Source organism: Sphingomonas glaciei (assembly GCF_023380025.1).
GTDB classification, from domain to species: domain Bacteria; phylum Pseudomonadota; class Alphaproteobacteria; order Sphingomonadales; family Sphingomonadaceae; genus Sphingomicrobium; species Sphingomicrobium glaciei.
Map to the genome: position 1 here is coordinate 752967 of NZ_CP097253.1, position 17829 is coordinate 770795.

General features: G+C 67.9%; 18 protein-coding genes. 9 read left to right on the top strand and 9 right to left on the bottom strand.

Annotated elements, in window-relative coordinates:
• Positions 1–8 precede the first annotated feature (8 nt).
• The 3 genes from M1K48_RS03570 to M1K48_RS03580 form a co-directional block, all read right to left on the bottom strand.
• Positions 9–443 carry a GFA family protein gene (locus tag M1K48_RS03570; RefSeq protein WP_249504496.1) on the bottom strand — a complete coding sequence of 145 codons (435 nt, stop codon included), beginning with the start codon at positions 441–443 and terminating at the stop codon, positions 9–11.
• A complete protein-coding gene (locus tag M1K48_RS03575) occupies positions 440–916 on the bottom strand; it encodes a DUF2238 domain-containing protein (RefSeq protein WP_249504497.1) in 477 nt (158 codons plus the stop codon). The genes M1K48_RS03570 and M1K48_RS03575 overlap by 4 nt, the downstream gene beginning before the upstream one ends.
• A 122-nt stretch (positions 917–1038) precedes the next feature.
• Complete coding sequence (locus M1K48_RS03580; protein ID WP_249504498.1) at positions 1039–2064, bottom strand: aspartate-semialdehyde dehydrogenase; 1026 nt, start codon at positions 2062–2064, stop codon at positions 1039–1041.
• A gap of 58 nt (positions 2065–2122) precedes the next feature.
• Between M1K48_RS03580 and M1K48_RS03585 the strand changes: the two genes are divergently transcribed.
• On the top strand, positions 2123–4363 hold the full coding sequence (locus M1K48_RS03585; protein ID WP_249504499.1) for a M20/M25/M40 family metallo-hydrolase: 2241 nt from the start codon (positions 2123–2125) through the stop codon (positions 4361–4363).
• A gap of 77 nt (positions 4364–4440) precedes the next feature.
• Here M1K48_RS03585 and rplS read toward each other — a convergent pair whose 3' ends face one another.
• Genes rplS through M1K48_RS03600 form a run of 3 tightly spaced genes read right to left on the bottom strand, consistent with a single transcriptional unit; the run spans position 4441 to position 5857 of the window.
• Positions 4441–4833, bottom strand: a complete 393-nt coding sequence (gene rplS, locus M1K48_RS03590) for a 50S ribosomal protein L19 (protein WP_249504500.1) — start codon at positions 4831–4833, stop codon at positions 4441–4443.
• Complete coding sequence (gene trmD / locus M1K48_RS03595; protein WP_249504501.1) at positions 4830–5567, bottom strand: tRNA (guanosine(37)-N1)-methyltransferase TrmD; 738 nt, start codon at positions 5565–5567, stop codon at positions 4830–4832. Before trmD ends, rplS begins: the two co-directional genes overlap by 4 nt.
• Positions 5564–5857 (bottom strand): hypothetical protein, encoded by a 294-nt coding sequence (locus tag M1K48_RS03600; protein ID WP_249504502.1) that lies wholly within the window; start codon positions 5855–5857, stop codon positions 5564–5566. Before M1K48_RS03600 ends, trmD begins: the two co-directional genes overlap by 4 nt.
• A 57-nt stretch (positions 5858–5914) precedes the next feature.
• Here M1K48_RS03600 and M1K48_RS03605 point away from each other — a divergent pair, with 57 nt between their 5' ends.
• Positions 5915–6901 carry an NAD(P)/FAD-dependent oxidoreductase gene (locus M1K48_RS03605; protein WP_249504503.1) on the top strand — a complete coding sequence of 329 codons (987 nt, stop codon included), beginning with the start codon at positions 5915–5917 and terminating at the stop codon, positions 6899–6901.
• Between the two features lie 5 nt (positions 6902–6906).
• Here M1K48_RS03605 and M1K48_RS03610 read toward each other — a convergent pair whose 3' ends face one another.
• A complete protein-coding gene (locus tag M1K48_RS03610) occupies positions 6907–7533 on the bottom strand; it encodes a histidine phosphotransferase family protein (RefSeq protein WP_249504504.1) in 627 nt (208 codons plus the stop codon).
• An 88-nt stretch (positions 7534–7621) separates the two neighbouring features.
• Here M1K48_RS03610 and M1K48_RS03615 point away from each other — a divergent pair, with 88 nt between their 5' ends.
• The 3 genes from M1K48_RS03615 to M1K48_RS03625 are packed head-to-tail and all read left to right on the top strand — an operon-like array spanning position 7622 to position 10054.
• On the top strand, positions 7622–8578 hold the full coding sequence (locus M1K48_RS03615; RefSeq protein WP_249504505.1) for an RluA family pseudouridine synthase: 957 nt from the start codon (positions 7622–7624) through the stop codon (positions 8576–8578).
• Between the two features lie 60 nt (positions 8579–8638).
• Positions 8639–9541 carry an RNA polymerase sigma factor RpoH gene (gene rpoH, locus M1K48_RS03620; RefSeq protein WP_249504506.1) on the top strand — a complete coding sequence of 301 codons (903 nt, stop codon included), beginning with the start codon at positions 8639–8641 and terminating at the stop codon, positions 9539–9541.
• Between the two features lie 42 nt (positions 9542–9583).
• The gene (locus M1K48_RS03625) at positions 9584–10054 is read left to right on the top strand and encodes an NUDIX hydrolase (RefSeq protein ID WP_249504507.1); all 471 of its coding nucleotides are present in this window, start codon (positions 9584–9586) and stop codon (positions 10052–10054) included.
• Here M1K48_RS03625 and M1K48_RS03630 read toward each other — a convergent pair.
• Positions 10051–11307: a YihY/virulence factor BrkB family protein gene (locus M1K48_RS03630; protein WP_249504508.1), complete on the bottom strand. Its 1257-nt coding sequence runs from the start codon at positions 11305–11307 to the stop codon at positions 10051–10053. The two genes, M1K48_RS03625 and M1K48_RS03630, sit on opposite strands and share 4 nt — an antisense overlap.
• A 173-nt stretch (positions 11308–11480) precedes the next feature.
• Here M1K48_RS03630 and M1K48_RS03635 point away from each other — a divergent pair, with 173 nt between their 5' ends.
• From M1K48_RS03635 to M1K48_RS03650, 4 genes are all read left to right on the top strand, one after another.
• Positions 11481–13508 carry an elongation factor G gene (locus M1K48_RS03635; RefSeq protein WP_249504509.1) on the top strand — a complete coding sequence of 676 codons (2028 nt, stop codon included), beginning with the start codon at positions 11481–11483 and terminating at the stop codon, positions 13506–13508.
• 106 nt (positions 13509–13614) lie between these two features.
• Entirely contained in the window at positions 13615–14922 is a 1308-nt protein-coding gene (locus M1K48_RS03640; protein WP_249504510.1) for a dicarboxylate/amino acid:cation symporter, read from the top strand.
• Positions 14923–14927: 5 nt separating this feature from the next.
• A complete protein-coding gene (locus M1K48_RS03645; RefSeq protein ID WP_249504511.1) occupies positions 14928–15716 on the top strand; it encodes an HAD hydrolase-like protein in 789 nt (262 codons plus the stop codon).
• Positions 15717–15729: 13 nt separating this feature from the next.
• Complete coding sequence (locus M1K48_RS03650) at positions 15730–17010, top strand: multidrug effflux MFS transporter (protein ID WP_249504512.1); 1281 nt, start codon at positions 15730–15732, stop codon at positions 17008–17010.
• On the opposite strand, the gene M1K48_RS03655 is transcribed toward M1K48_RS03650, so the two are convergent.
• Positions 16928–17809: a phosphoenolpyruvate carboxykinase (ATP) gene (locus M1K48_RS03655; protein ID WP_249504513.1), complete on the bottom strand. Its 882-nt coding sequence runs from the start codon at positions 17807–17809 to the stop codon at positions 16928–16930. The two genes, M1K48_RS03650 and M1K48_RS03655, sit on opposite strands and share 83 nt — an antisense overlap.
• Positions 17810–17829 lie beyond the last annotated feature (20 nt).

Below are 17829 nucleotides of genomic sequence, written 5' to 3' on the forward strand. Positions count from 1 at the left end.
TGCCGGGATCAGCCCTCGGCTTTGGCCCAGCGCTCCTGCAACGCCGGATATTCGTCGCTGCGGGTTTCGGGCAGGCCCTCGGTGTTGAGCCAGGCGCGATGAATGCTCTCTGCGCCGAACTGGTAATGCGGCGTGAAGAAGCCCGGATCGTCGAACGAGGCGACGGTCAGGTCCATCTTCTCGGGTGAGTCGATATAACGGAAGCCGAGGCTGGTCCCGCAGGTCGCACAGAACGGGCGCTCGGCGATGGCGCTGCTGCGATACCAGTTGGGCTCGCCCTCCCAGCGGATGGTCGCGGTCGGCAGCACCACCATCGCTAGGCTGACGTTGCCGCACGCTCGCTGGCACATCCGGCAGTGGCAGAGATAGGCCTTCTCCTCGCCCACCTCGGCCGTGAAGCGCTTGGCGCCGCACAGGCAGCCGCCGGTCATCGTCTGGGTCATCGCTTGCTCCTTCCGAACAGCCCAAGCGCGGCCAGCGCCAGGAGGTTGCCGGCCAAGGCCAGCGCCATATCCTTTTGCGCGTCGAAGCCGTCGCCCTGCTGGCCGTTATACGCCTCGGCCGATTCTGGTGCCATGAAGAGCGCCAGGCTCCACTCGAAGATCTCGTAGAACGCGCTGACCGCCTGCACGGCCAGAAAGGCGAACAGCAGCGCCTTACCTGCCGAATAGCCGGCATGGCGCCGCGCTCCCTCGACCAGCGGCAGCGTCCACAGCAGGCCGAACAGGAAGTGGATCAAGCGGTCGAAGTGGTTGCGCCCCTCCCCCACCAGCCCGAGCCATTCGCGATAGGGCACGAAGCTGTAGCTCCACCGCGCCGCCAGCAGGTGGAGGCCGACGAACAGGGCCAGGCAGGCCACCGAGCCCGTCGACAGATGCCAGCGCCGCAACCCAGCCCAGGCGACCGGCAGGAACAAGGCGACCGGCCCGACCTGCAGCCAGGTGTTCTGAGGGTAAACCGCACCCCAGGCGCTTAGCGGGACGCCGAGCGCGAGGAGAGCCAGCAGCGCTTGTTGCGAGCGTGGAAGCGGCAGGCGCCTCAGCCCTTCTGGAGGTGCTTGCGGCCCAGCAGCTCGGCGATCTGCACCGCGTTCAGCGCCGCGCCCTTGCGCAGGTTGTCGCTGACGCACCACAGGTTGAGGCCATTTTCGACCGTCGGATCTTCGCGGACGCGGGAGACGAAGGTAGCATAATCGCCGACGCACTCGACCGGGGTGATGTAGCCGCCGGGCTCGCGCTTATCGATCAGCATGACGCCGGGCGATTCGCGCAGGATGTCCTGCGCTTCCTGGGCGCTGATCTCGCGCTCGAACTCGATGTTGATGCTTTCGGAGTGTCCGACGAACACCGGCACCCGGACGCAGGTCGCGGTGACCTTGATCTTCGGGTCGAGGATCTTCTTGGTCTCCACCACCATCTTCCACTCTTCCTTGGTCGAACCGTCGTCGAGGAAGTCGTCGATGTGGGGAATGACGTTGAAGGCGATCTGCTTGGGGTAGAAGACCGGGTCGGTGGAATCGCCGACGAAAATGTTGCGCGACTGGGTGAACAGCTCGTCCATGCCCTTCTTGCCGCTGCCCGAGACCGACTGGTAGGTTGAAACGACCACGCGCTTGATGCCGGCGGCGTCGTGCAGGGGCTTCAGCGCCACCACCATCTGCGCAGTGGAGCAATTGGGATTGGCGATGATGTTGCGGGCCTTGTAGCCGGCCAGCGCCTCGGGGTTCACCTCGGGCACGATCAGCGGCACGTCGGGGTCCATGCGGTAGAGCGAGCTGTTGTCGATCACCGTGCAGCCCGCCGCCGCGGCGCGAGGCGCGTGGGCCTTGCTGGCGGCCGAGCCCGCCGCGAACAGGGCGATGTCCCAGCCGGTAAAGTCGAAATGGTCGATGTTGACGACCTTCAGCTCCTCGCCGCTGTCGCCGAAGTCGATGATGTCGCCCTGGCTGCGGCTGGAGGCGACGGCCGCCACCTCGTCCAGCGGGAATTGCCGCTCGGACAAGATCTGCAGCATCTCGCGCCCGACATTGCCCGTCGCGCCGACCACGACGACCCGATAACCCATGCTTGTTCTCCCTGGCCCGCGCCTTATCCTGAGGGCTCGCATGTGGCGAGGGGGACGAATGCGCAAGACGTTGCTGTTGGCGCTGATCGTCGCCGGATTGCTGGCCGGCATGGCGGCGACCCGCTGGCTGAGCCTGCCGCCCCCGCTCCGTGCCAACAACGCCGCCGGCCAGTTCGACGCGGTGCGGGCCAAGGCGCGGTTGGCGCGGGTGCTCGGGAATGAGGCGCCCCACCCCGCCGATAGCGCCGCCATCGATGGCGTCCGCGAGCGGCTGATCGCCGAGATTCGCGCATTGGGGCTGCAACCGCGGGTCACCGATCGCTTCGCCTGCAACAAGCTGCAGAAGTCGAGCGGCGTGTCTTGCGCCCGTGTCCGCAACGTCCTGGTGACGGTCGGCACCCCGGCAAGCGCGCCGAACCTGCTGATCAACTCGCATTATGACAGCGTGCCGGTGGGTCCGGGCGCGTCCGACGCCGGGCTGGGCGTCGCGGCGATGCTGGAGACGTTGGCGCTGCTGAAAGATCGCCAGCTGCCGCGGCAGCTCACGTTCCTGTTCAACGAGGGCGAGGAAATCGGCTTGATCGGGGCGCGGGCGTTCCTCGATGCCGATCCCCTGAGCCGCCGCATCGACGCGCTGATCAACCTAGAGGCGCGGGGCACGACCGGGCCGGTCAACATGTTTGAGACCTCGGTCCCGAACGGGGCGGCGGTGAGGCTGTTCAAGGAGAATGTCCGCAATCCCGTCGCCAACAGCATGGCGGTCAGCGCCTACCGGTTGCTTCCCAATTCGACCGACGTCAACACCTTCGTCGAGGAGCGCGACTGGCTGTTCCTCAACTTCGCGCCGATCGGCAACGAAACGCGCTATCATTCGCCGGGGGACGATCTCGCCGCGATCGACCTCGCCACGTTGCAGCACATGGGCGACCAGCTGCTGGAGGTCGGCGGCGCGCTGGCCAGTGGCGCCACGCCGGAGAAGAGGGACAGCGACAAACTGTTCATGAGCATCGGCACGCGCTGGCTGCTGACCATGAGTGCGATCTCCCCGGCCTTTCTCGCCGTGCTGCTGGTCGTGGGGCTGTGCATCGACTTCGTGCGGCGCGAGCGGCGAACGGAGGCACTGCCGGTCGCGACGGCCATGCCGCTTTTGCTGCTCGTCCTGCTGGTGCCGGTGGCACTGGCCTGGGCGGGGCTGAGCCTGGTCGGCACTCTGCGCGAAGGCCAGTTCTGGCGCGCGCACCAGACGACCAGCGAACTGGCGATCTACGCCGGGGTGATCGCCGCCGGGGTGGCGCTGCTGGCGGGGATGAAACGCTGGACCCTGCCCCAGCTGCGCCGTGCCTGGTGGCTGCTATTCGTGCTGATCGGCGTTCTGTTCAGCGTCTTTGCGCCCGGGGCGATGGTCTATTTCCTCCTGCCGCCGCTCATTTTCGTGATCGGGACCGCGTCCCGCACCCGCAAGCCTGCCGCGGAGACCGCAGGTTCGTTACTGGCGGCAATGTTGCTGTTCGTCACGCTGGGTGCGGCGCTGGGGCTTGTGCAGGACCTGATCAACAGTGGACCGTTGTGGCTGCTGGCGTTGCTCGGCGGACTGGTGCTGATGCCGTGGCTGATCGAGGCGCGGCCGCTGGTCGAGGGCTGGCGCTGGTCGCGCGTGGCGGCGGTCGCCCTCGCCTTTGCGGTGCTGGCTTGGGTCCCGGCGGCGGTTGCCCCCGCCTACAGCGCTGACCGGCAGCAGCAGTGGACGCTGCAATATGTCGTCGGCGCCGGGCCGGACCAGCCGTTGTGGTCGGTGGTCAATGATCGCAAGCCTCTACCGAGCGAGTGGGCCGGGTTCGGGCCGTGGCGGCAAGGCACGCTGCCATTCAGCACGCGGCCCCGCTGGCTGGCCCCGGCGCGACCGGTGGCGGGACTGGTTCCGGCCCGCGCCTTGCCGGTCGAGGCCAGGGCGACGCCGGGAGGACGACGGGTGCGCCTGAGGCTGCAGTCGAATGGTGCCGACAGCATCGCTCTGATCGCGCCGCCGGCAGCCGTGATTGCCGGGCTTGGCATTCCGGGGCAGCTACGAGCGGTCGATCGGGGGGCGAAGGGCCCGTATAGCCTCACCTGCACTGGCCGGTCGTGCGACGGGCAGGTGGTCGAGTTGTCGGTCGGGCCGCGGCCCGTGGTGCTGCAGGTCGTCGGCACCCGCTGGGCCCTTCCGGCAATCGCCGCGCCGCTGGTGGCCGCCCGCCCGGCCAATGCCCGCCCGCAATATCTGCCCGACGCCTCGATCACGATCGAGCGGGTGCAGATCTAAGGGGCCGGGCAGCCCCAACGAAAAAAGGGCCCGGCCTTGCGGCCGGACCCCTTTTCGTCCCGATCGGGAGAAGTCGCTTACTCGGCGGCCGGAGCAGCCTTGGCCGGGCGCGGATCGCGGCGCTCGGCGATACGGGCCGACTTACCGGTGCGGCCACGCAGATAGTAGAGCTTGGCGCGGCGGACGACACCGCGGCGGACGACGGCGATCTCTTCGATCGACGGCGAGTAGAGCGGGAACACGCGCTCGACACCTTCGCCGAAGCTGATCTTCCGAACGGTGAAGTTGGAGCCGATGCCCTTGTTCGAGCGGGCGATGCAGACGCCCTCGTAATTCTGGACGCGGGTGCGCTCGCCTTCGACGACGCGGACGCCGACGCGGAGCGTGTCGCCCGGACGGAATTCGGGAATGGCGCGCTTAGCGGTGAGCTCGTCGATCTGCTCACGCTCGAGGGTCTGAATCAGGTTCACTTCGATCTACCTTCGTCTCGTTGCCGCGCACCAGAGGGCGACGCCTGCGAGACGCCCCCGTGGCGCTCGTACAGGTCCGGCCGCCGTAGCCGTGTATCTTCGATTGCCTTGGCTTTACGCCATGCGGCAATCTTCGCATGATCCCCCGATCGCAGCACTTCGGGGATCGTGCGCCCTTCCCAGTCAACTGGTCGGGTGTAATGCGGATGTTCGAGCAGCCCCGTTTCGAAGCTCTCGTCCACACCGCTATCCGGCGCGCCCATTACGCCGGGAAGCAGCCGAACGCAAGCATCGAGCAGGACCATCGCGCCGAGTTCGCCGCCCGACAGGATGTAGTCGCCGATCGACACGGGTTCGACCGGCCGGGCGTCGAAGATCCGCTCGTCGAAGCCTTCGAACCGACCGCACAGGATGATCGCGCCTTCGCCCGCCACGAGGTCGCGGACGCGGCCTTGCGTCAGTGGGGCGCCGCGCGGGCTCATGGCGAGGATCGGGCGGCCGTCGGCGACGCTGTCGATCGCGGCTGCAAGGACGTCGCAGCGCAGCACCATCCCCGCCCCGCCGCCGGCCGGCGTGTCGTCGACGGTGCGGTGCTTGTCGATCGCGAAGTCGCGGATGTTGGTGGTGTCGAGGCTCCACGTCCCCGCTTCCAGCGCTCGGCCGGCGAGGCTGGTGCCGAGCGGGCCCGGGAACATGTCGGGATAGAGGGTCAGGACGGAGGCGCGGAAGGTCATCGCTCGCCCGCGCCCGCCCGGCGATACCAGGCCCCGAACATGCCGCCGGTCAGGGCGAGCAGGCTCATGATCACACCCAACACGACCACCGAAGCCGCCGCAAGCCCGGCGAAACCGTCTCCGCTGTCCGCCGTGAGCAGGATATAGCCGACCATAACCGCGGTCAGGGCAAGCAGGACCAGTGGGAGCAGGCCAGCCGCCTTCAGCAGGCTCACCGCTTTGTTGCCGGCCCGCCAGGCGCCAAGGCCGAACCCGGCGCCGAACACAGCGATGAAAAGGATCCACTTCACCCGGTCGCTTTAGCAGGGCGGCGGGAACCGCCAAGCCGCGCCGCTCATTGCGGCCCCATGTCCGACAGCGAACCTCATGACGTCCTGATCATCGGCGGCGGCCCGGCCGGGCTGACCGCCGCCATTTACCTCGCCCGTTTCCACCTCGACATCGTGGTGGTCGACGAGGGCAAGAGCCGGGCGAGCTGGATCCCGTGCAGCCACAACCATGCCGGCTATCCCGACGGGATCAACGGCAAGGAGCTGCTCGAGCTGATGCGGACCCAGGCGCAGAAATACGGGACCAGGATCGAGACCGGGCGCGTGCACCGACTCGACAAGGACGAGGACGGGCTGTTCAGTGTCGATTGCGGCGGCGGGGCGCAAAGGGCGCGGGCGGTGCTGCTGGCGACCGGCCTCACCAACCGCAAGCCGCCGATGGACCCCGAGCTTCACGACGAGGCGATGGCCCGCGGGCTGATCCGCTATTGCCCGATCTGCGACGGGTTCGAGGTGACCGACAAGCGCGTCGGAGTGATCGGATCGGGCAAGGGCGGGGTCGGCGAGGCGATCTTCCTGCGCTCCTACACCGCCGACGTGACCCTGATCGCGCCGGACAAGAAGCTCGAGATCAGCGCCGAGGATCGCGAGAAGCTCGAACAGGCCGGAGTCAGCCTGGTCGACGGCCCGGCCGAAGCGATCGGATGCATCGAGGAATGCATCACGGTCGACACCGCCGAAGGACTGCTGAGCTTCGACAGCATCTACCCGGCGCTTGGCTCCGATACCCATACCGGGCTGGCCGAAATGGTCGGGGCGAAGATCAATCCCGAGGATTGCTGTCTGGTGTGCGACGACAAGATGCGGACCAGCGTCGAGGGGTTGTATGCCGCCGGTGACGTGGTCCACGGGCTCGACCAGATCAGCCACGCGATGGGCGAAGGCGGGCAAGCCGCCACCACTATCCGCAACGACCTTGCCGCCAAGCGCCCGATGCTGCGCCAGCCGGTGGTCCCGGCGGAAAGCGACACGAAGCGGGAAATGGCCGAAACCGGCGAGGGCTAGCTGCCCTAGAAAGAAGCGCCGATCATCAGGACCGGGCTGTCGATCGGCGAGATCTGCAGCTTGCCGCCGGCTTCGGTGATCAGGGCGTGGGCGAGCCAGGCGCCGGCCGCGCGGGGTTCGACGGTGCCGGCAGCGCCGCGTTCGAGGGTAGCGCGCAAATTGGGGTCGAGCAGCAGGCGCGGCCCCTCGGCGCGGATCACGATCTCGGTCCCGGTGTCGCTCTTCTCGGCGCCGATGTCAAGCTGGCCGCCTCGGACCAAAGCGTCGCCGGCGACCAGCGCGAGGTTGAGCAGCACCTTGACCGCCTCCTTGGGCAGCTTGTCGGCGGCGACCATCCAGCCGAGTGTGATCTTCTTTTCGGCCCCGAACAGCCCTTCGAGCGCAGCGCGCGCCTCGCGGGTGTCGATCTCCTCACCGAAGCCGCCCGCCGCACCGAAGGCGAGGCGGAAGAACTTGAGCTTCGACGCGCTGGCCTTGGCGCTTTCGGCGAGCAGTTCGAGGCAGCGTTCCCGCATCTCGGGATCCTGCTCGTCGGCCATCAGCTCCAGGCCGTTGTTCAGCGCCCCGACCGGGCTGAGAAGGTCGTGGCACAGCCGGGAGCAAAGCAGACTGGCGAGTTCGATCGCATTCATGGGCCGGGTGGTGGCGCAAAGGGGTCGTTTGTTCAAGCCAATGCGTGATCTTGAAATCGCACTTTCGCGTCCCAAATTGCATCGTCCAATGACCGGGGGGTCCGACATCATCGACGTGGCGCTGGACGCCGGGCACGCGGGCTGGCGGCTCGACCGCGCGCTTGCCGACGCGCTTCCGACGATGAGCCGCGAGCGGCTGAAGAGCCTGGTCAAGTCGGGTGCGCTCGACCGCGCGGGGACGCCGGTGCGCGATCCATCGGCCAAGGTCGACGGCTCCGAACAATTCCGCCTGACCGTACCGCTTCCAACCGAGGCGAGCGCTGCAGCGCAGGACATCCCGCTGGTGATCGTTCACGAGGACGAGCATCTGCTGGTGGTCGACAAGCCGGCCGGGCTGGTGGTCCATCCCGCCGCCGGCAACCTCGACGGGACCTTGGTGAACGCGCTGCTCCATCACTGCGCCGGGCGCCTCAGCGGTATCGGCGGCGTGGCGCGGCCGGGGATCGTCCACCGGATCGACAAGGATACGTCGGGCCTACTGGTGGTCGCCAAGACCGACGTCGCCCACGAGGGCCTCGCCCGCCAGTTCCAGGCCCACACCATCGACCGGCGCTACCTGGCGGCGGTCGGCGGACGCCCGGCCAAATTGGAGGGCAGCATCGATGCCGCCCTCGCCCGCTCGACCCACGACCGCAAGAAGATGGCGATCGTCGAGGCCGATCGCGGCAAGCGGGCGGTGACCCACTATAAAGTACTGGCGGTAAGCAACGCCGCGGCGAGGATCGAATGCCGGCTGGAGACCGGGCGGACCCACCAGGTCCGGGTGCACATGTCCAGCATCGGCCACCCGCTGCTCGGCGATCCGGTCTACGGCCGGGCCCCGGCGCAGAAGCTGCGTGAATTATTGAACCGGCTCGAGTTCAGGCGCCAGGCGTTGCATGCGGCAAGGATCGGCTTCGTTCACCCGGTGACGAAGGACCGTCTATCGTTCGAAAGCGCCGTTCCGCAGGATATGCAGGAACTGTTCAGAGCGCTTGGGGTATAGGATTTCACATGTCAGGGTGGTGGGGAAAGCCGCTCCGACAGGCAAGGACGTGATACCGAGATGGCACAAACGAAGGCATTATCGATCCCAGCGGGCGCCGGCGAAGTCGGCCTCAACCGCTATCTGTCTGAGATCAAGAAGTTTCCGATCCTTGCCCCAGAAGAAGAATATATGCTCGCCAAGCGCTGGCGGGAGCATGAAGACACCGAGGCCGCGGCCAAGTTGGTCAATAGCCACCTGCGACTCGTGGCCAAGATCGCCATGGGTTATCGCGGCTACGGCCTGCCGGTCAGCGAGCTGATCAGCGAGGGCAACATCGGCCTGATGCAGGGCGTCAAGAAGTTCGAGCCCGACCGGGGCTTTCGCCTGGCGACCTATGCCATGTGGTGGATCCGCGCGAGCATCCAGGAATTCATCCTGCGCTCGTGGAGCCTGGTGAAGATGGGCACCACCGCCGCGCAGAAGAAACTGTTCTTCAACCTGCGTCGGATGAAGAACCAGATCGATGCGTTCGAAGAAGGCGACCTCAAGCCTGCCGACGTGACCAAGATCGCGACCGACCTCGGGGTCACCGAGGACGAGGTCATCTCGATGAACCGCCGCATGTCGATGGGCGGCGACACCAGCCTCAACGCGCCGCTCAAGGGCGACGAGGGCGCGGAAGCCCAGTGGCAGGACTTCCTGGTCGACAATGGCCCGCTCCAGGACGAGCTGGTCGCCGACGAGGAGGAGAAGCAGGTTCGCCACATGCTTCTGACCAATGCGATGGAGTCGCTCAACGAGCGCGAGAAGTTCATCCTGACCGAGCGGCGGCTGGCCGACGATCCCAAGACGCTGGAGGAACTGAGCCAGGTCTATGGCGTCAGCCGCGAGCGGATCCGCCAGATCGAGGTCCGGGCATTCGAGAAGCTGCAGGCCGCGCTGATGAAGAGCGCAACCGAGCAGCGGCTGCTTCCCGCTTAATAGTTACCACTAGCTAATCATGATGGGGTAGTGGAGCCGCTCATGGGCATCCACACCCCGTTTTGTCGTTTCCTCTACACGCTGGAAGTCCCACGCCTTGGCGGCAAGCCGGCGCAGGCGGGGGCGCTGTGCTGGCGTCGCCACGAGGGGCGGCTCGAAGTGTTGCTGGTCAAGGCCCGCTCGTCGGGGCGCTGGGTGCTCCCGGCCGGCTGGGCTCTGCGCGGCCGCCCGCTGGCCGCAACGGCGGAGCGCGAGGCGTGGGAGGAAGGCGGGGTGAGTGGCACGGTCGCCAACAGCGTCCTAACCGTCGTTCCCAAGCGCAAGCGCTATCGCCTGGCGGGCGAGATCGAGTGGCAGATGGCGGTGTTCCCGTTGCGCGTCGACAGCGTCGCCGACGATTATCCCGAAGCGGGCGAACGGCAGCGCGGCTGGTTCTCGCCCGAGGAAGCGGCCAAGTTGGTCCACCCCTCCTCGCTTGGTCCCGTCCTGCGCGACGTCGCCGCGGGCCGCTAGCGCCGTTTCAGCAGCGCCAGGCCGGCGGCGGTCACTAGCAATACCGCACCGGTCTTCTCCCGGCCGCGCGTCCCCAGGAAACCGAGGGCAAGGGTCGCGATCCCCGAACTGAGCATCGAGATCCTGCGGGCGCCGGCAAGCGGCCCAGTGCGCGAGGCGATGCGGCTGGCAAGATAGGGATGGCCCTCCCCATCCTGCGCCGGAGGGTAAGGCGCTACGGAGCGGGTCGGCGCAGGGGGTTCGCCGCCGAGCCCTTGGCTGCCGTCGTCGGTCTCGTCCTTGCCCGCGGCGACATGATCGGCGCTCCACGCCCCTCGCGCCCCGAGCGGCTGTTCGTCCTCACCTGTCGTCGTGTCCCTGGCGGTCTGGTGCTCGACCTCGCTGTTGAGTTCGGCACCGAAGATCAGGACATAGCTCGACAGGTAGAGCCAGGTCAGCAGCACCACCACGCTCGACAGGGCGCCGTAGGTCGCGCCGTAGCTGCCGAAGTTGCGGACGTAGAAACCGAACGCCAGCGTCAGCAGCAGCCACACCACTGCGAAGAAGATCGACCCCGGCGTCAGCCAGGTCCAGCGTGCGTTCTCGCGGCTCGGCCCGTAGCGGTAGAGCGTCGCCGCGGCGGAGGCTGCAACGCCGCCCAGCATCACAAAGGTGATTGCCGAGGTCAGGAACCGGCCAATCGGGCCCACATCGGGAAGAAGCTTTCCGATTGCGGCCAGGATCGCCACCGCCGCGCCGACCAGGCCCGCCAGCACCACCGCGCCCAGCGTCATTGCCAGCGCCAGCAAGGTTGTCGCGACGATCCCGCGCTTCTCCTCCTCCTGGTAGGCGATGTTGAGCGAGGTGACGATCGCGCCGGCCGCATTGCGCGCGCCCCAGAAGGCGACCGCGATGGCGGCGACCAGGCCGAAGCCCTTCTTGCCGCCCGAGGTCTCGACCACATTCAGCAACTGCTCGCCGACCAGCTTCGCGGCTTCCTCCGGCAGGAAGGCTGTCAGGCCCTGCGCCTGCCGGACCACCATGTCGGGTTCGGCGAACAGCCCGTAGGTGAGGACGGTGGCGCCGAGCAGCGGGACCAGCGCAAGGAAGAAGTAGAAGGCGACACCCGCCGCGACGATCCCGACATTGTCCTTGCCGACCTCCTTCCAGGTCCGCTTGGCTATCTCGAGCCAGCCGCTCGAGGGGATGTCGGTGGGCTTGTCGGCCGAGCGACCCTTGTCGGCCTTGTCGATACTGGCGGCGGCAGTGGCCATGAAACGCGTTACTCCCCCTCGCACCATGCGATCACGCGCCCAACCGACGGTCCGCCGCGACCGTTCCTCTTGCCAAGCAATGGCGACAGGCAGACCTTCGCACTCCCCCAGGCGCGTGAGGCGCCCGAAGCGACTCGACGCGCCCCAACCCGGGCGAAAGGAGAGCTGCAACCATGCATGAGGCCATCACAGGCACCAGAGCCATTGCGCTGGTCGGTCCGGCGGGCGCAGGCAAGACCTGCCTTGCCGAGGCGATGCTGTACGCCAGCGGCACGATCGATCGGCAAGGCGACACTGCCGCCAGGAACAGCGTCGGCGACTGGAGCCCGGAAGCGCGAGCGCGCGGCGGGTCGACCGAACTCAATCTCATGGGCTTCGATTGGCTGGGCGAGCATTTCGCGCTGATCGACGTTCCGGGCGGGACCGGCTTCCAGGCCGACGGCGCCCGGGCGCTCGCGCTGGCCGACCTGGCGATCGTGGTGGTCGATCCCGACCCCGCCCGCGCAGCCCTAGCCGCGCCGATGCTGCGGCTGCTGGACGAGCTTGGCCTGCCGCACCTGATCTTCGTCAACCGGATCGACGGCGCCCGCGCCTCGATCGGCGAGCTGCTGGAAGCGCTTCAGCCGCTGAGCGTGTCGCCTCTAATTGCGCGCCAGGTCCCGATCACCACCGGCGACAAAGTCACCGGTTTCATCGACGTCGCGCTGGAGCGTGCCTTCCACTACCGGCCGGGCAAGCCGTCCGAGCCTATCCCGATGCCGGCCGAGCTGGACGCGGTCGAGGCCCAGGCCCGCACCCGATTGCTCGAGCAGCTCGCCGATCATGACGATGCCCTGCTCGAACAATTGCTGATGGACGAGGTGCCCGAGCCCGGGCGCGTGCTGAGCGACCTTGCGCGCGAGACCAGCGAGAATCTAGGCGTGTCGGTGCTGTTCGGGTCCGCCTCGAGCAGCTGCGGGGTACGCCGATTGATGAAGGCGCTGCGCCACGAAACGCCCGCCCCCTCCGCTACCGCCGACCGGCTGGGCGTCGACCAGCCGGCGTTTCACGCGGTCAAGGTCAGCCATGCGCATCAGCTGGGCCGGCTGGTGATCGGGCGATTGCTCGGCGGCTCGCTGAAGGAGGGCCAGGAGTTGGCCACCGCCGATGGCCGCACCGTCAAGGCGAGCGCGATATTTACCCTGCAGGGTGAGCGCAACCAGCGGCTGGGCGAGGCGCCGGAGGGCGCGGTGCTGGCGCTGGCCAAGGCCGATGCGCTGAACGCCGGCGACTGGGCGGGAGGCGGGCGCCTGCCCCCTGCCCTCGACGTGCCGCTGCCCTCGCGCAACATGCGGGCCGCGATCCAGCCGGCCGATCGCAAGGACGACGTCAAGCTGTCGGGCGCGCTGCACAAGCTGGCAGAGGAGGACCCTACCCTCCATGTCGAGCATGACGAGGAGGATCACTCGCTGGTCCTGTCCGGGGTTAACGACGAGCAGCTTGGCGTGGTCCTCGCCAGGCTGAAGCGACGCCACGGGGTCGAGGTTACCCAGCGCCCGACCAAGGTGCGCTATCGCGAATCGATCCGCCGGCCGGTGACCCAGCGCGGCCGGCACAAGAAGCAGTCAGGCGGCCACGGCCAATTCGGCGACGTGGTGATCGAGCTGGCGCCACAGGATCGCGGCGCGGGCTTCGCCTTTGCCGAGCAGATCCATGGCGGCGCGATCCCGCGGCAATATGTCCCCGCGATCGAGCAGGGCATTCGCGATGCCTGCCAGAAGGGACCGCTCGGCTTTCCGGTGGTGGACGTGGCGGTCACGCTGACCGACGGCAGCTACCATAGCGTTGATTCGAGCGAGCTCGCGTTTCGCACCGCCGGCCGGATCGCGATGCAGGAAGCGCTCGGCGGCGGCCAGCCGCACCTGCTCGAACCGGTCCACAAGGTGTTGGTGACGACCCCCTCCACCGCCACCAGCAAGGTCGGCAGCGCGCTGGCGGCGCGGCGCGGGCAGTTGCTCGGGATGGTCCCGCGCGACGGCTGGACCGGCTGGGACCGGATCGAGGCGCTGGTGCCCGAGGCCGAGTTGCAGGGGCTGGAAGGCGAACTGCGAAGCCTCAGCCAGGGCCTGGCGACTTACGAGGCAAGCTTCGACCATCTGGCGGAGCTGAACGGCGCGCTGGCCGAAAAAGTGGTCAAGGGCGCGGAGATGGAAGCGGCCTGAGGCCTCACCCGGGCTTGTCATTGGCCACGAAGCGAAGCAATCCAGCACTCCAATGGATTGTGTCGGCGCTCACGCGCCTCGCAACGACGCGTGAGGAGATTGTTTCGTGGCCAAACGCCTGACCTGGTACATCCTGGCAGCGCTCATCCTTGGGCTGATCACCGGCTGGGTGATCAATGCGCAAGTTGGCGACACCACGCCCGAGGGCAAGGCTCAGCTGGAGACGATCGCCGGATATTTCGGCATCGTCACCACCCTGTTCCTGCGGCTGATCAAGATGATCATCGCCCCGCTGGTGTTCGCGACGCTGGTCGCGGGCGTGGCGCACATGGGCGACACCGCGGCACTGGGCCGGGTTGGCGCGCGGACCATGGCCTGGTTCATCACCGCCAGCCTGATCTCGCTGACGCTTGGCCTGATCCTGGTCAACACGCTGCAGCCGGGCGTCGGGCTCAACCTGCCGCTGCCTCCGGTCAATGCCGCGAGCGGGGTCGACACTTCAACCTTCGACCTCGCCAAGTTCGTCACCCACGTGGTTCCGGCTTCGGGCATCGAGGCAATGGCTTCCAACGAGATCCTGCAGATTGTGGTGTTCTCGTTGTTCATCGGCGTCGCGATCACCGCAGTGGGCGAAAAGGCCAAGCCGCTGGTCCGCGCGGTCGAGGGGCTGGTCGAGGTCATGCTCGTCGTCACCGGCTATGTCATGCGCCTGGCGCCCCTCGCGGTGTTCGCCGCCGTGGCCGCCTCCATCGCCGAGAACGGCCCCGGCGTGATCCTCACCTTCGGTCAGTTCATCGGCAGCTTCTACCTCGGCCTGTTCATCCTCTGGTGCCTGCTGTTCGGGGTCGCGTTCCTCGCCGTGGGCAACCGCATCACCCACCTCGCCCGCTACATCCGCGATCCCTTGGTGCTGGCGTTCTCGACCGCCTCGTCGGAAGCGGCCTATCCGCGCACGCTGGAGGCGCTCGACAAGTTCGGCGTTCCCCCGCGTATCGCCAGCTTCGTCCTGCCGCTGGGCTATTCGTTCAATCTCGACGGCTCGATGATGTACATGACCTTCGCGACGATCTTCATCGCGCAGGCCTATGGCATCGACCTCAGCCTCGGGCAGGAGATCCTGCTGCTGCTCACGCTGATGATCACCAGCAAGGGTATCGCCGGTGTGCCGCGCGCCAGCCTGGTGGTGATCGCCGGCAGCCTGGCGATGTTCAATATCCCCGAGGCCGGGCTGCTGCTGATCCTCGCGGTCGACCACTTCCTCGACATGGGCCGGTCGGCCACCAACGTCGTCGGCAATGCGGTGGCGAGCGTGCTGGTCGCCAAATGGGAAGGCCCGCTCGACGTCGAGGAATCGCCGATCATCGAGCATCCGGCGGCGCCCAGCCACATGCCGCCGCCGCCGCCGGAAACCTGAGGCCGGTGAAGCTGCTCGACCTGCCGGAGCGCTACCGGCTGATCTTCTGCGACCTGTGGGGCTGCGTTCATGACGGCTTCGCCATCTTCCCCGGAGTGGCGGAGACGCTGGCGGCGTGGAAGCAACAGGGGCGGCAAACCTTGTTCGTCACCAATGCCCCGCGCAGCGCCGACGCGATCCGTGCGCAGTTGCTTCGCCTCGGGCTCGACCCGGCCCTGGACAGCGGGATCGTCACCGCGGGCGAGGCCGGTCTCGCCGCTGTGCGCGGCCGGCCGGTGGGATTTTGCGGGACGGCGGCCGACCGGGCCGACCTGACCGCGCGCGGGCTGGTGGTCGCTGCGGGCGGCTTCGACGAGTTGGCCTGCGCGGGCCTCGACACCGGCGAGACCGTTGCCGACTATGCCGGACGCCTGGCCGAGTGGCGCGCGGCCGACGTGCTAATGCACTGCCTCAACCCCGACCGCATCGTCCATCACATGGGCGAGGTGATGGTCTGCGCCGGGGCGCTTGCCGACGCCTATGAGGCAATGGGCGGGCGGGTGATCTGGTACGGTAAGCCCTATCCCGCCATCTACGAACACGCCCTCCGGCTCGGCGGAAATCCGGACCGGAGCGCGGTTCTGGCGATCGGCGACGGGCTCCAGACCGACATGGCGGGCGCCGCGGCGTTCGGGATCGACGCGGTGTTTGTCGCGGGCGGCATCCACGCCGGCGAGGACCCCCGCTTCGCCGATGGCTGGCGGCCGATCGCGACCGTGCCAACGCTGGGAACCAGCGGCGCGGGCGGCGCGTAGAGCAGCCTTCCCCATGGTTTCCCTCCATCACCCCTCCCCGCTCGGCACCGGGCCCCGTCCCGGCGCGCGTGAAACGATCGCGCTGCTGGCCGCGCTGATGGCGCTGAATGCCGTCGCGATCGATTCGATGATCCCGGCGCTGGAGGATATCGCCAGTCACCTCGGCGTGACCGACGAGAACCGCCGCCAGCTGGTGCTGATCGTCTACACCCTCGGGTTCGGCGTCGGGCAATTGTTCTGGGGTCCGCTGGCCGACCGCTTCGGGCGCAAGCCGATGCTGACCATCGGTATCTCCATCTACGTCGTGTTCGCCTTCCTCTGCTCGGCCGCGCCGACGTTCGAGATCCTGATCCTCGCCCGCGTGTTCCAGGGCGCCGCCGCCGCCGCGACCCGGGTGATCGTGCTGGCGATGGTGCGCGACCTGTTCGAGGGCGAGGCAATGGCCCGGGTGATGAGCCTCGTGGCGATGGTGTTCATGGTCATTCCCGTGATGGCGCCGAGCATCGGCCAACTGATCCTGACCGTCGGCCCGTGGCAGGCGATCTTCTGGGCGCTGGGGCTGTTCGGCATCGTGGTCGGCCTGTGGGCCTTTCTGCGCATCCCCGAGACGCTGAAGGACGAGCACCGCCGGACGCTTGGCCTCGGCGACCTGCTGGAGGGCGCCCGCGCGGTGGTTACCGATCGCCAGTCGCTCGGCTACACGCTGGCCCAGACCGCGCTCTTCTCCGGCCTCATCGCCTATATCGCCTCGATCCAGCAGATCGTGTTCGACGTCTTCCGCCGGCCCGAGCTGATCGGCCTCGTGTTCGGCGCGGTGGCGGCCCCGATGGCGCTGGCAAGCTTCACCAACAGCAAGCTGGTCGGACGCTACGGGCTGCGGCGGGTGGCGCATACCGGCACGGTGGCGTTCGCCTTGTTCGCGCTCGGCCACGCCGCCGTGGCCACCTTCGGCGGCGAGGACCTGATCGGCTTCGTGATCGGGCAGGCGCTGGTGCTCGCCAGCTTCTCCTTCTGCGCGGCCAACATGAACACGCTGGCGATGGAGCGCATGGCGCCCCAGGCGGGCATGGCCTCGTCGATCCAAGGCGTGGTCAGCACCGTGCTCGCCGCGCTGGCCGGCTTTGCCATCGGGCAGGCATTCAACGGGACCCAGATCCCCTATCTGTGGGGCCTCGCGATCTGCGGCGTGACCGGCATCACGCTCGTACTGCTTACCGACCCGCGCCGCCTGTTCGAGCGGTTGCAGCCCGCGCGTGATCCAGCAGAGCGCGGCCCAGCGCATCAAGCTGGCTGAGGTCGCGCGGGCGTTCGAGGCTGAAGACCGGGACCGACGCGGCAATCCGCGCCACTGCCTGCCAGTGTCCGGCCGCGCCGCCGACCTGCTCGACATAACCGCCGCGATAAGTGTGGTCGAACAGCGCTTCGGCAGCCGCCGCGCCGCCCAGCCGGCGGATGCCGATGCCCGGCCCGTCGCCCAGCACATAGACGCAGCCCAGCGGCAGTTCTTCGATTTCATGGCCGCTGAGCGCGACCGGCACGTCCCATTTGTCGAAGTCGGGATCGACGTAGCTGGGTTCGAGGCCGTCGCTGCCCAGCCCGAAGGTATCGAGCGACTGACGCCACAACCGCACGCGCGGCGGTCCGGGAAGTGCGACCATGCCCTCGTCGGTCGGCTTGAGGGCGATCACATCGTCCCCGACCAGCCCAAGGCCCAGCCGCGAGAACCAGGCGGCGAGCGTCGATTTGCCCGCTCCCGTCGCACCGGCGACCGCGATCGCCATGCCGTCCAGCGCGACGGCGTTGGCGTGGAGCGGGAACAGCCCGCATTGATGGAGCAGCAGACCCATTGCGCTGCCGAGCAGGAACAGCCGCACATTGCGCTCGGGAATGCCGGGAAGCGCGTCGACGACGATCTCCCGCCCGTCGCGCACCGCGAAAGAGCCTGCCTTGGGTATGACGAGGTCGGCCTCCGGCCCCACCGTCCCGCGGCGGATGGTGACGTCGATCGGCGATCCGTCCGGTGCATCGACCAATCCCGGCAGGGGCAATTCGCTGGCGATGGTGAGGCCGAACAGCCGGACCAGGCTCACCATGCCCGGCTCCGGTGGCTTTC

Bases quoted from the DNA above. Each gene is read 5' to 3' on its own strand.
- M1K48_RS03570 (WP_249504496.1), bottom strand. From the start codon at position 443: ATGACCCAGACGATGACCGGCGGCTGCCTGTGCGGCGCCAAGCGCTTC.
- M1K48_RS03625 (WP_249504507.1), top strand. From the start codon at position 9,584: ATGGGCATCCACACCCCGTTTTGTCGTTTCCTCTACACGCTGGAAGTC.
- M1K48_RS03580 (WP_249504498.1), bottom strand. From the start codon at position 2,064: ATGGGTTATCGGGTCGTCGTGGTCGGCGCGACGGGCAATGTCGGGCGC.
- M1K48_RS03650 (WP_249504512.1), top strand. From the start codon at position 15,730: ATGGTTTCCCTCCATCACCCCTCCCCGCTCGGCACCGGGCCCCGTCCC.
- M1K48_RS03630 (WP_249504508.1), bottom strand. From the start codon at position 11,307: ATGGCCACTGCCGCCGCCAGTATCGACAAGGCCGACAAGGGTCGCTCG.
- M1K48_RS03585 (WP_249504499.1), top strand. From the start codon at position 2,123: ATGCGCAAGACGTTGCTGTTGGCGCTGATCGTCGCCGGATTGCTGGCC.
- rpoH (WP_249504506.1), top strand. From the start codon at position 8,639: ATGGCACAAACGAAGGCATTATCGATCCCAGCGGGCGCCGGCGAAGTC.
- M1K48_RS03605 (WP_249504503.1), top strand. From the start codon at position 5,915: ATGTCCGACAGCGAACCTCATGACGTCCTGATCATCGGCGGCGGCCCG.
- trmD (WP_249504501.1), bottom strand. From the start codon at position 5,567: ATGACCTTCCGCGCCTCCGTCCTGACCCTCTATCCCGACATGTTCCCG.
- M1K48_RS03610 (WP_249504504.1), bottom strand. From the start codon at position 7,533: ATGAATGCGATCGAACTCGCCAGTCTGCTTTGCTCCCGGCTGTGCCAC.
- M1K48_RS03635 (WP_249504509.1), top strand. From the start codon at position 11,481: ATGCATGAGGCCATCACAGGCACCAGAGCCATTGCGCTGGTCGGTCCG.
- M1K48_RS03655 (WP_249504513.1), bottom strand. From the start codon at position 17,809: ATGGTGAGCCTGGTCCGGCTGTTCGGCCTCACCATCGCCAGCGAATTG.
- M1K48_RS03615 (WP_249504505.1), top strand. From the start codon at position 7,622: ATGACCGGGGGGTCCGACATCATCGACGTGGCGCTGGACGCCGGGCAC.